At 50.5% G+C, this 11,938-nt stretch carries 9 protein-coding genes; 7 read left to right on the forward strand and 2 right to left on the reverse strand.

What is annotated here, in order from left to right; translation table 11 throughout:
• Nucleotides 1–123 precede the first annotated feature (123 nt).
• From AAH187_RS17125 to AAH187_RS17135, 3 genes are all read left to right on the forward strand, one after another.
• Nucleotides 124–741, forward strand: a complete 618-nt coding sequence (locus AAH187_RS17125; RefSeq protein ID WP_342349699.1) for a DUF47 family protein — start codon at nucleotides 124–126, stop codon at nucleotides 739–741.
• 60 nt (nucleotides 742–801) lie between these two features.
• Complete coding sequence (locus tag AAH187_RS17130) at nucleotides 802–1,794, forward strand: inorganic phosphate transporter (RefSeq protein WP_342349700.1); 993 nt, start codon at nucleotides 802–804, stop codon at nucleotides 1,792–1,794.
• A 364-nt stretch (nucleotides 1,795–2,158) separates the two neighbouring features.
• The gene (locus AAH187_RS17135; protein ID WP_342349701.1) at nucleotides 2,159–2,551 is read left to right on the forward strand and encodes a polymer-forming cytoskeletal protein; all 393 of its coding nucleotides are present in this window, start codon (nucleotides 2,159–2,161) and stop codon (nucleotides 2,549–2,551) included.
• Nucleotides 2,552–2,664: 113 nt separating this feature from the next.
• Here the strand turns inward: AAH187_RS17135 and sixA are convergent, their stop codons facing one another.
• Together sixA and chrA are read right to left on the reverse strand one after the other, a co-directional pair.
• On the reverse strand, nucleotides 2,665–3,162 hold the full coding sequence (gene sixA, locus AAH187_RS17140) for a phosphohistidine phosphatase SixA (protein WP_342349702.1): 498 nt from the start codon (nucleotides 3,160–3,162) through the stop codon (nucleotides 2,665–2,667).
• 81 nt (nucleotides 3,163–3,243) lie between these two features.
• Nucleotides 3,244–4,572 (reverse strand): chromate efflux transporter, encoded by a 1,329-nt coding sequence (gene chrA, locus AAH187_RS17145; protein WP_342349703.1) that lies wholly within the window; start codon nucleotides 4,570–4,572, stop codon nucleotides 3,244–3,246.
• Between the two features lie 142 nt (nucleotides 4,573–4,714).
• Between chrA and AAH187_RS17150 the strand changes: the two genes are divergently transcribed.
• From AAH187_RS17150 to AAH187_RS17165, 4 genes are all read left to right on the forward strand, one after another.
• The gene (locus AAH187_RS17150) at nucleotides 4,715–6,139 is read left to right on the forward strand and encodes a TolC family protein (protein WP_342349704.1); all 1,425 of its coding nucleotides are present in this window, start codon (nucleotides 4,715–4,717) and stop codon (nucleotides 6,137–6,139) included.
• Nucleotides 6,136–9,294 (forward strand): efflux RND transporter permease subunit, encoded by a 3,159-nt coding sequence (locus tag AAH187_RS17155; RefSeq protein WP_342349705.1) that lies wholly within the window; start codon nucleotides 6,136–6,138, stop codon nucleotides 9,292–9,294. The genes AAH187_RS17150 and AAH187_RS17155 overlap by 4 nt, the downstream gene beginning before the upstream one ends.
• Before the next feature lie 12 nt (nucleotides 9,295–9,306).
• A complete protein-coding gene (locus AAH187_RS17160; RefSeq protein ID WP_342349706.1) occupies nucleotides 9,307–10,452 on the forward strand; it encodes an efflux RND transporter periplasmic adaptor subunit in 1,146 nt (381 codons plus the stop codon).
• 753 nt (nucleotides 10,453–11,205) lie between these two features.
• On the forward strand, nucleotides 11,206–11,938 hold a 733-nt coding region (locus AAH187_RS17165; protein ID WP_342349707.1), incomplete at its 3' end, for an alginate export family protein.

The raw sequence follows: 11,938 nt of genomic DNA on the forward strand, positions 1-11,938 counted from the left end.
TTCATCAATTAAGAAGAATGATGTGAAATATCCTGGTTCAACTCTGGATGTCGATATCCCTGTTCCGAATGGTCAAAAGTGTAGTACTGAAGTTTTCCCCGTTCTCGCTGAAGGAAAAACCCTATGTTTAGTTTTATGCCCCGGGAAAGTGGATTTTTTGATTTATTTGAGCAAGCGTCTCAAAACGTGGTGGAAGCCGGACAATGCTTGAAAAATTTAATGATGTCCTTTAACGAACCCCAAAAACAAATTCAACATATCAAAGACTTGGAGCATAAGGGAGACGGATTTACCCATGACATCGTCTTTAAATTGAATAAAACATTTATCACTCCATTGGATCGTGAAGACATTCATGAGCTTGCCAGTGCGCTGGATGATATTCTTGATGAAATTGATGCAGTGGCCGAGTTGTTCTTGGTGTTTAAGATTCAACGCCCCACTCCTACGGCATTAAGGCTTTCGGAGATTCTACATGAGTCGGTCCTGGAGGTGGGAAAGGGAATTTACCTATTGCGACAAAAAAAATGGGATATGAAGGAGTGTGCAATCCGGGTGAATACTTTGGAAAATGATGCAGACCGGGTTCTTGGGGAAGCTATCTCGAAATTGTTTGAAGAGGAGCATGATCCCAAAACGGTGATGAAATGGAAAGAAATTTATGAAAATTTTGAGAAGGGAACCGATTCCTGTGAAGACGTGCTGAATGTCCTGGAACGCATTGCCCTGAAGCACGGATAAAGAATTCTAATCCTCGACCCTCCTAAGTCATTCCAATTTGTTTATCATTTGTTGGGATTTGTGGCGGATTTCAGCGTCCTACTCATTCTGGTCATCGGGCTCGCCCTCCTGTTTGATTTTTCAAATGGTTGGCATGATAGTGCCAATGCTGTGGCTACTGTCGTGTCGACTCGGGTCCTGAGCCCTGCCTCGGCTGTTCTTTTTGCCGGGGTCTTGAATGTATTCGGGGCCTTTATGTCTACCGCAGTAGCCAAGATGGTGGGAGAGGGAATAATCGATCCTGCCGCAATTAATGATGTGGTCATTATATCGGCCTTAGGGGGAGCTATTGTTTGGAATTTTATTACCTTACGTATGGGGTTGCCTTCCAGTTCTTCCCATGCCCTGATTGGAGCCATGGTCGGCGCAGGATTTATTCATGGTGGTGTTGAGGTGTTGCAGGGGGACGGATTGATGAAGGTCATGGAGGCAATGATCTCTTCTCCTTTATTGGGGTTTCTCGCGGCTTTTTTACTCATGGTCGGATTGAGCTGGGCATTTTTCCGGACTTCGCGAGGAAAGGCTATGAGGTGGTTTCGTCGTCTTCAATTGTTATCAGCCGGCTTTATGGCGTTGAGTCATGGAGCAAATGACGCTCAAAAAGCGATGGGAATTATAACCTTGGCTTTGCTTTCCGCCGGACATATTCCTTCTGCGGAAGTGCCCAAATGGGTTATTATTTCCTGCGCACTCTCTATGGGGTTGGGGACGGCCCTGGGAGGGTGGAAGATCATTCGAACTCTGGGGATGCGAATCGCCAAGTTGGATCCTGTCCATGGGTTCGCCGCCGAAACCGGGGCCGGCGCGGTCTTGATGGTTACGGCACACATTGGGTTACCTGTCAGCACGACTCACACGATTACCTCTTCGGTCATGGGCGTGGGGGCGGTGAATCGGTTGTCGGCGGTTCGTTGGGGGGTTACCAGACGAATTGCTTATGCGTGGATTTTTACGCTTCCTGGTTCGGCGCTCTTAGCCGTTGCCCTTTACCTCCTGCTGTCCGCATTCCTCTAGTATTCCGGCTTTCCGTCATTTCCTATGATGTTCACGCATCCGGTGGCGCTTTTCATTAAGAAGCTGTTGTAGGGATTTAATAGGTTGAGATTTCCTTTCCCTGAACCTGGGCGTTCATGCATAGCCCCTTGTCTTTTCTTCTCTGTTTTCTCTTCCTTTGTAGAACCGCTGAGCTGACCGTTTTTGTGGATCCTGTCACATTCGATTCGGTTGAAATAACTTGGTCGTCTGGAGGTTGGCTGTACGGTTCCTCCAATTGGGGATGGTTCCTTGCGCATCGCTCCCTTTAGTCTGACGTGTTCAGAGGTTGAGTCGCTGATTCTCTTTCACACATTTCATGGCATTGTAACCACAAGGAGGCATTATGGCAGAATCCTATCAATCAGGTGCATTGCAAGTGTCAATCGCTGGGCTTGAAGAGGAAGGGTATCAAATGTATTTAGGACAGAAGTGCCGATTGAGTGGTGTGTTGAAAGTCCAGGGGATGGCACGGATCGATGGATTTGTCGAAGGGGAGATTTATGGAAGCGATCTGATTCAAGTTGGAAAAGATGGAAAAATTGAAGCCACAGTGAAAGCTAAAGACATTGTCGCCCAGGGTCCTCTTCGAGGGGACTTCGTCGCTCTACAGAAGATACAGTTGCTGGCTCCGGCAACATTGGAAGGGAAAATCGATGCACCGGTTTTTTTGCTGGAAGAAGGCGTCTTTGTCAATGGACTGTTGAAGATGGGGATGGTGCGTCCTGCGGTCTCATAAGCCAAGGGGACGTATGATAATGAACCGGGTGAAAAGCCAGGGGATCGCACGCGTATTGTTCTATTGTTCACCAGGTAGACGAGTGGTTAACGTTGTCTTGTTCAAAAGGCCCTTTAGCGCAGTGCTCTGAGCTGCGCAGGGGCCATCCACCATTCTAAATATCCCAACCCTATTCCGACGTTTCCATCAAAAGAAATAAGGCAGCCACCAGCCTTTTTGACGGCAAGGCCCGAGCTATTCTTTCCAAAAATCATTAATGCCGCTGTTTGTCCTAGATGTGGTTCATGGCCGACGCACATGACGAAGGCATCTTTTGGAAGTTGTTGTAACAGAGGGAATAGCAGCATGGGGGATTGGTCGTATACCAGCTCAGGACAAAGCTGAATCGTTGTTTTGATCTGTAGAGCCTTCTTGGTAATTTCAGCAGTTTGTTGCGTACGGATTAACGGACTGCACAAAAGATGTGTGGGTTTCATTCCGATTCGTTTGAGCCCTGCAGCGACCTGTTCTGTTTTGGCAATGCCTTCTTTCGTAAGCGGGCGCTCCTGCTCAGAACGGTCCCATTCCTCCGGATTAACAGCAATGCCATGGCGAAGTAGAAGACAATTCATGTAAGCCTCTCTTTATTCTAACCGCTATAAGAACAGACATTCCTCTTCGCAGGTTGGAAAATCTCCCCACTATGAGGACATTTATAAATTTCCGAGTGTGAGTCCAATCCCCAGGAGGCCTCCAATAAGCAACACCCAGAGAATATTCCATCTCAAACGATACAGGGTAAAAAACGCAGCGATGGAAAGTACGAAAGCCATGCCATTGAATTCTCCTTCCAACCCCTGGGGCCAGTATACCGAGAAACCCAGGACTATGGCCAAGTTCATGATCACTCCCACAACGGCAGCGGTAATGGTCGATAAAGCCCCGCTGAGATCTCTGTTTCCTCTGAGAAGTTCGATGTAGGGTGCGCCAACAAGAATAAACAGAAAGCATGGGAGAAAGGTCGCGTAGGTGGTCACTAATGCAGCCAGGACAGCGCTGTTGATCTGGCTAAGGTTCCCAGCCTGATTCCATCCCGCCATGAACCCGACAAATTGTAAGACCATGATTAATGGACCTGGGGTTGTTTCTGCCAGCGCAAAGCCATCCATCATTTGTCCGTGCGTGAGCCATCCATAGGAGTCGATGGCAGATTGGCTGACATAGGCCAACACCGCATAGGCCCCTCCAAAGGTGACAAAGGCAGCCTGGGTAAAAAAAAGATAGATTTGTGAAAAGAGACGATTAGAACTCGGTGGCACCATGAGGCTAAGAAAGGGGATGAGCCATAGTCCCAGGAATACCAAAACAATGCGTTTCGGAGATACCTGCCTTGGAGCCCTTTTTTGAGCAATGCCGTTTTTATTGGTATCTCCATCCTGATTTGTGTTGGGAGATGTGAAGATCCCGGACCTTGTCCGGGCGACCCCCCATCCCACAAGTGCAGCAATTACGACAATGAGGGGAAATGGAATTTGAAAAAAGAAGATGGCCAAAAATGCGAATCCTGCCGTCCAGAGATGGAGGGGGCTCATCAAGGCACGTTTGCCGATTTTGAAGCCGGCTTCCATGACAATGGCCACAATGACCGGTTTTAACCCTGCAAACAGGCCGGTCATTATGGAGAGGGAACCGTATGCGGCATAGACATATGACAACGCTAACAGCACAAAAACCGAGGGAAGAACGAAGCACACCCCGGCCACGATGCCACCCCACGTCCCATGGAGCAACCAACCGATGTAGATGGCCAACTGTTGGGCTTCCGGACCAGGAAGCAGCATGCAAAAATTCAAGGCGTGGAGAAATCGTGACTCGGAAATCCAGCTGCGACGCTCCACCAGATCCCGATGCATCAATGCAATTTGTCCGGCCGGTCCTCCAAAATTGATAAAGCCCAAAAGCAGCCAGTAACGAAACGCCACCCAAAATGGAATATCGGTGGGGGGAGTCGGCTTTGGGAGAAGGGAGGGAGTTGTGGGCATGTCGGCGATTAGGGAGAGGGTCGGGCTCTCTATAGTGATGCCGTTGTTTCGCCATTTTACGGGTAAAAGTTAGGTTGGAATGCTATCATAGCGAGCCAGGGCTCATCTATAATCCTCTGCCTTTTCAAGAGAGGGATTGAGAATGAAAAAATCGTGGGGAATCGGCTGTGCTTTATTGTGTATGGGGGCACTGCTTACAACCAGGACAGAGGCTGGCACTCAATCCCCACCTCCCGACTTCCTGACCTTGTCCCAGGCCATTGACTATGCTTTAGAGCATTATCCCTCAGTACAGGAATCGCTGGCTAAACACAAAGAAGCGCAATCGGGTATCGATCTCGCGGAGACCAACTATCTTCCACGGGTGGAAATCGGGGTTCAAGGAACTCGCTCGACCTTTAATAATGTCTCCGGGATGTTTTTCCCGAACTCTTTTTTGCAACCGATCTCCGGTCCCGATCTGGGACGGAATTCTTATAGCAGTAGCTGGGGCAGTGCTGCGGGCGTGTTACTGGCTTGGGAGCCTTTTGACTTCGGGTTGAGATCAGCCCAGGTGAGTACCGCTCAGACCATGGAGCGTCATTCGCAAGCGTTTATCACACTCACCCAACTCGAAGTGGCTTTGGCTGTGGGGGATGCGTATATCGATGTCATGATGGCTCAGGCATCACGCCAGGCACTTCAATCAAATTTAGATCGCCGGGTGATCTTCGCTAAGACCGTGGATGTTCTGGTACGCAATCAATTGCGGGCTGGAGTTGACGGATCCCGTGCACAAGCCGAGACGGCGGTTGCACAAACTCATTTATTGGAAGCAGAACAAGTTGAACGATCACGAATGGCTACATTGTCTCAGGTGCTCGGGCTGGCCGGCACGCAAATATCAATCAAAGATCCCATTTTGAGCAGCTCCCCTCAAGGATCAGTTTCCGATAAGAAGGATCCGGCACAGCATCCCTTAGCCTTGGTCCAAAAAGCCGCAGCCGATATTCCCAAAAAACGGGAGGAGGCCCTAGCAAGCACCTGGGCACCAAAATTCAACTTGCAAAGTGCCTTTTTCGGCCGTGGCAGTGGATGGGACAACCAGGGCACTCGAGGTGGCGGAGGGGATGGGCTATTACCGGATGTGCCGAATTGGTCGGTTGGCTTGACAGCGACCTTTTCCCTCATGGAATTTTCGACCATTCGTGCGCAAAAACAACAAGAGCATTATCGCAATCTGGCCGAAATGGCACGTTACGATCGGGTGATTCAAGAGTTGACAGCGCAGCAGGTGAAAGCTCACTCGCTCATGGAGAGTACCAAGCGCATTGCCGAAAACACGCCCATCCAATTACAAGCAGCTCGGCTGACGGAATCTCAAGCGGCTGCTCAATTTAAAGCCGGTCTGGCCACAGTCGTGGATGTGGCTGAGGCGCAGCGGCTCGTGGTTCAGGCAGAAGTGGATGATGCACGGGCACGTCTTGGCGTATGGAAAGCCTTGTTGGCCTTTTCGGGAGTTCAGGGCGAACTGTCCGAATTTTTACGGCTTGCGCGCTCGTCTCCTTCTCCTCCTGATTCCAAATGAAGCTCCTTCTCTTTGCACTTCGGCGGCCCGTGACCATTATCGTACTGGTCATGGCCATGACCTTGTTTTCATTTCTGGTGGTCAAACGAATGGCCATCGATATCTTTCCGAATCTTGGACTTCCTGCCATTTATGTGGCCCAACCCTATGGAGGCATGGACCCGGCTCAAATGGAGGCCTACCTGGTCTCGTTCTATGAATATCATTTTCTCTATATCACCGGGATTGAGCATGTCGAATCCAAATCCATTCAGGGAGCTGCGTTGATGAAATTATTTTTTCATCCTGATACGGATATGGATCAGGCTTTGGCGCAGACAGTCGCCTATGTGAATCGATCCCGCGCGTTTATGCCGCCTGGAACGGTGCCGCCCTTTATTTCGAGGTTTGATGCTGGAAGCGTGCCGGTGGGGTATTTGGTTTTTCAGAGTGAGTCTCGGAGTCTCAAAGAAATTCAAGATCTGGCCTTATTCAGGGTGCGCCCGATGTTTTCCGCGGTCCCTGGAGTGTCTGCTCCTCCGCCATTTGGAGGGACGGCCAGAACCATCGTGATTAAAGTGAATCCTGAACGGTTGCGGGCATTCGGCATGTCTCCGGAAGAAGTGGTACAGGCCGTGCGAACGGGAAATATGCTCATGCCGGCAGGCAATGTCCGTATAGGAGATGTTGCCTATCTAACCCCTGTGAATTCTGTCGTTGAAAATATCGAAGAATTGGAGCACCTCCCTATTCGTTTGGGATCAGGACCCACGGTCTTTTTGAAAGACGTGGGAACCGTGGAAGACGGGGAGGACATTGTCACCAGTTATGCCTTGGTCAACGGGCGACGCACGGTTTATATCCCAGTCACCAAAAGGGCCGATGCCTCCACCATGGCTGTCGTGGATCGCATTAAAGCCTCGCTTCCGACATTTCGGGACGCGGTGCCTGACGATATTCAGATTAGTTTTGAATTTGATCAGTCAACCTATGTCACGAATGCGGTGAAGGCTGTCGTCGTGGAAAGTGCCCTTGGGGCGATCTTGACGGGATTGGTGGTGTGGCTATTCCTCCGCAGTTGGCGGAGTTCGGTTATTGTTGTTGTGACCATTCCCTTTGCTCTCTTATCCGCCGTGGTGGCTTTGTGGGCAACCGGGCAGACCATCAATATTATGACCTTAGGAGGTCTGGCCCTGGCAGTGGGCATTTTGGTGGATGAGTCTACGGTCACGATTGAAAATGTCCATGCCCATTTGTCCCGCGGAAAGAGCCTGGGGAGGGCCGTCAAGGACTCACGCGGTGAAGTGGTGGTGCCTCTTCTCCTGGCTATGCTGAGTATATTAGCCGTGTTCCTCCCGTCGTTTTTTATGAGCGGAGTGGCGAAAGCCTTATTTGTGCCGTTGGCATTAGCGGTGGGTTTTGCCATGGCAGCCTCCTATATCCTTTCCACGACATTAGTCCCGGTCTTGGCCGTATGGTTTTTGGATGGGCATCCCAGAGCCGAGGAAAAAAAACGCCAGCCGAGGCCGACCTGGTACGTCAATGTCCTGACATGGACCCTGAACCATCAGTGGATGGTCCTCATCGGCTATTTGCTGTTCACGATGGCCCTGGTCGTTGTTGTTGGTCCAAGGTTGGGAATGGATATCTTTCCTCGGGTCGATACCGGACAATTTCAATTACGAATTCTTGCTCCAGACGGAACCCGCGTCGAACGAACGGAATTGTTGACAAGGGAGATTTTAGAGACGATTCAACAGGAAATCGGCCCTGAACGAATAAATATCAGCCTGGGATTTGTGGGAGTCCATCCGTCGAGTTATCCGGTGAATACCCTGTATATGTGGAGCAGTGGACCACATGAGGCGGTCTTGTTGGTGGCACTTAACCCGGGATCGGATATTTCATTAGAACAGGTGAAAGAACGATTGAGGAACCTTTTACCAAAACGCTTCCCCGGAACCCGTTATACCTTTGAGGGAGGCGATATTGTCTCCCAGGTCATGAGCATGGGATCCCCCACTCCGATTGAAATCGCCATGAGCGGACCGAATGTGGAGGCCAACCGGGCATATGCGGAACGGGTAAAAGAGGAACTCTCGCATCTACCTCACATCCGGGATCTGCGCTTCGGGCAACCCTTGGATTATCCCACTCTGGCTGTGCGCGTGGATCGGGTGCGGGCGGGGCAGCTTGGGGTGACGGCCGGTGAAGTGGCCAGAGCGGTGGTCTCGGCAACCTCCTCAACCCGTTTTGTGGAACCGATGTATTGGCGTGACTCCAAATCTGGAAGAGCCTACCAGGTTCAGGTGGAAATTCCTCAATCGGAATACCAATCGGTGCAGGATATGCTGAATCTTCCGGTGAAGTTAGAAGGCGGGCGGGGGCCGTTGCTTCGTGACGTGGCGGAGGTCATTCCCGGAACTTCTATCGGGGAGTATGCACGGTATAACATGCAACGGATGGTCACGATTGTGGCCAATGTGACGAGAGAAGATTTAGGACAGGCGGCGGAACATATCCAAGCGGCGCTGAATCGGGTCGGTACACCTCCGAAAGGGGTTCGGGTAGACGTTCGGGGACAAATTGCACCGATGAAGGAAATGTTCGTCAACCTCCAACTGGGGTTGGCCCTGGCATTGCTGACCATCTTCCTCCTCTTAGCCGCAAATTTTCAATCCTGGCGAAGCGCGTTGGTGGTGGTGTTGACGATGCCTGCGGTGTTGACGGGAGTCGTGATTGTGTTGGGACTTTTAGGCACTACGCTGAATATTCAATCCTTTTTAGGGGCTATTATGGCCACGGGAGTGGCTGTGGCGAATGCAATCCTGTTCGTGTCATTTGCCGAACATCATCGGAAACAAGGCCATTCATCGCTCGAAGCTGCCCGGGAAGGGGCATCCAGCCGGGCTCGTCCGATCCTTATGACCGGGTTGGCCATGACCGTGGGAATGTTACCGATGGCATTGGGCATCATGGAAGGAGGGGAGCAGGTGGCCCCTTTGGGACAGGCGGTGATTGGCGGGTTATTGCTCGCTACCGTGTCCAGTTTGCTGATCTTGCCCGCAATATATGCGATTCTGGAGAAGAGGGGAGCCATCCATTCTCCCTCATTAGATCCCGACGATCCAATGAGTGTCCACTATGAGCCATCGCGGGTCACCGTTCCCAATTAGCCGGGAGTTGCTATGTCAGGCAGGATGATCGGAATCGCGCTGGTGTTGCTAGGACTCATTGGGGCTGTTGTGATGGTCCTGAGCAAGGAAGGGCCTGTTCCTCAAGAACCCACGGTCTCTTCAGCCTCAACTCCTTCCCTCGAAATATCAGGAGTCCCTGCGGGCATGGCCCAACAGCTCTCAGTTGAAGTGGTGCCGGTTTTCAGCCAACAACTGAAAGAGACGATTCCCTTGCCGGGGGAATTGCTTCCTTTTTTGAGTGTGGACCTTTCCTCAAAAATCACGGGAATCGTTGATTCTGTCAACGTGGACCGTGGGGCAAGAGTCAAAAAGGGCGATGTCCTCATCAACTTACGCGCACCAGAGCTGCAAGCGCAGAGAAGAGAAGCCGAAGCCCAGCTTCGTGCTGCAAACATCACGTATACCCGTCTTCAATCTGCGGCTTCTACCCCAGGTATCGTAGCGGGAAACGATTTGGAATTGGCCCAACATCATCAGGAAGCCCTAACAGCCCGTGTTCAATCGTTACAAGAAATGGAAAAGTATTTGCGGGTGGTGACCCCGTTCGATGGTGTGATCACGCAACGGAATATTCATCCTGGAGCGGTGGTGGGACCGGACGGGGGAGGCGGTCGTGTTTCATCGCTGTTACGGTTAGAGCAGGTTGTACATTTGCGATTGATCGTTCCGGTACCGGAAGCGTATGCCGGGTCAATTGCTAAAGGGGCAACTGTGACATTTAGCGTGCCGGCCTATCCGGAGGAAACTTTTCGGGGAGTGGTGTCCCGTATTGCTCAATCGGTAGATCCTCAAACTCGATCGATGCCTGTGGAGATGGACGTGCATAATCCGACGATGCGCTTGGCTGCGGGAATGTTCCCGGAGGTCCGCTGGCCGATTCGCCGATCCACCTCGACCTTGTTTGTCCCGGCCACGGCGGTTGTCACCACGACCGAAAACGTTTTTGTACTCCTGGTCAAGGAAAACCTGGTGGAATGGATCCCTGTCCGAAAGGGATCAAAGAGTGGTTCAATGGTTGAAGTCTTTGGCGCTCTCCAATCGGGTGATCTCATTGTGCTAAGGGGAACCGACGAAATTCGTGGAGGCACACAAATTATTCCGATTCCTAAGGAAATACCCCCCAACACCCGTACATAACTCGGATTCCTTTGTGAAAGTTTCTCTGATTAACGATGAAAGTCCTTTTAGTCATGCTGCTGGTTTTTGTGACTGGGTGTCATTCATGAAATATTCATGAAGGCATCCACCTGGTGGTTCACGGAAAGGTGTTTCTGAGTGTCTATCTTGTGCGACATCCTGAATCAAAGGAAAATGTGTTGCCACCAGTGGACTCCGGAAGAAGACCTTGCCACGCTAACAGGAGAAGGGCGAAACCAGGGGGACGAAAGAGGAAATGTTCTCAATAAGAAAGGTATTGCCGCCATTTCGAGTTTTCATGCTAGTCGATCATGTCCGAATAGACCTACTGTCAACCCGAGGGTTCTTACCAATAGATGAAAATCATCCTTCGAATTTATCTCTAGAGTGTAATTGATTCTCTTCTCCTCCTCTCTCTTCTTGTTCAGAGCCTTACGAGGAACTCAATCCTAGCAGGGGCAACCTTGCAACAAGCATGTCTTCAGGGTGCAGGAAGTACCATTCCTAAAGAATTATCCTAACCCTTCCTTGCATGGTCATCATGAGCAAACTGAATAATCGTCTCGGAAACACCTTGGATTCAAAGTACGAATTAAGTTGCTTTGGCGTATTGCTAGAAATGTAATTTAATATTGACAAAATGCAAATTAAAAATTACATTATGCGGAGAATTTTGGCGAATAGCAGCCTGGGTTTTTTGATCATCCTGATAATTAAAGAGGAATGTTAGGTAATGAGAAGAGGGCAGGTCACGTGAAAGTCTGGATGGTGACTGGATTAGGAATGGCCATATTGATGAATTGCACGGTGGGTTTTGCGGCCGAGCCGATCTTTTCAAACCCTTTTTCCATAGCCAGTGAAAAAGGGTCAGCGTTTGGCGATTTTTTTAAAGAGGTTAAAGAACGAGCAGAAGCACAGAACGGAAGAAATTGGAAGGAAACGGCTGATGCTTCGCTCATACAAGACAAAGAGACTCAATGGAATCGGTATCTGAAGGGGGCAATGGGCCTGGCGGATTTTGTTGACTTGGGTATTGAAAACCGTATGCGATTCGAAAGTGTCAGTCATCCCTGGCGATCCACTGCAAAAATCGGAGGCGGACGGACCGATTCCCAATTGGCCCTCAGGTCCAGGGTGCGGTTCGGTTTAGGCAATGGTCCTCTCCGGTTTCTTTTTGAAGGACAGGATTCTCGGGAATATTTCAATAACAAGCCTGGAGCCTTTGTGAATACCTCAACGGTCAATGAATGGGATATTTTACAGTTATTCGGGTCATTGACCGTGGACAATGTGTTCGGAAGCGGGTTGCGAACGGACGCGCATTTCGGCCGCATGACCCTGGACTTGGGAAGCCGGCGATACGTCGCCCGCAATGACTTCAGAAATACCACGAATGCGTTCGATGGTTTTCATTGGCAGATTGGGAAAGCCGATACCTGGCGATTCCGCACCTTTATTACCGAACCGGTTATTCGGGACGAGGTCA

The organism is uncultured Nitrospira sp. (assembly GCA_902500695.1).
Taxonomy (GTDB): domain Bacteria; phylum Nitrospirota; class Nitrospiria; order Nitrospirales; family UBA8639; genus Nitrospira_E.

What these genes read in the sequence shown, in the direction of transcription:
- AAH187_RS17125 (WP_342349699.1), top strand. Translation starts at nt 124, where the DNA reads ATGTTTAGTTTTATGCCCCGGGAAAGTGGATTTTTTGATTTATTTGAG.
- AAH187_RS17135 (WP_342349701.1), top strand. Translation starts at nt 2,159, where the DNA reads ATGGCAGAATCCTATCAATCAGGTGCATTGCAAGTGTCAATCGCTGGG.
- sixA (WP_342349702.1), bottom strand. Translation starts at nt 3,162, where the DNA reads ATGAATTGTCTTCTACTTCGCCATGGCATTGCTGTTAATCCGGAGGAA.
- chrA (WP_342349703.1), bottom strand. Translation starts at nt 4,572, where the DNA reads ATGCCCACAACTCCCTCCCTTCTCCCAAAGCCGACTCCCCCCACCGAT.
- AAH187_RS17150 (WP_342349704.1), top strand. Translation starts at nt 4,715, where the DNA reads ATGAAAAAATCGTGGGGAATCGGCTGTGCTTTATTGTGTATGGGGGCA.
- AAH187_RS17155 (WP_342349705.1), top strand. Translation starts at nt 6,136, where the DNA reads ATGAAGCTCCTTCTCTTTGCACTTCGGCGGCCCGTGACCATTATCGTA.
- AAH187_RS17160 (WP_342349706.1), top strand. Translation starts at nt 9,307, where the DNA reads ATGTCAGGCAGGATGATCGGAATCGCGCTGGTGTTGCTAGGACTCATT.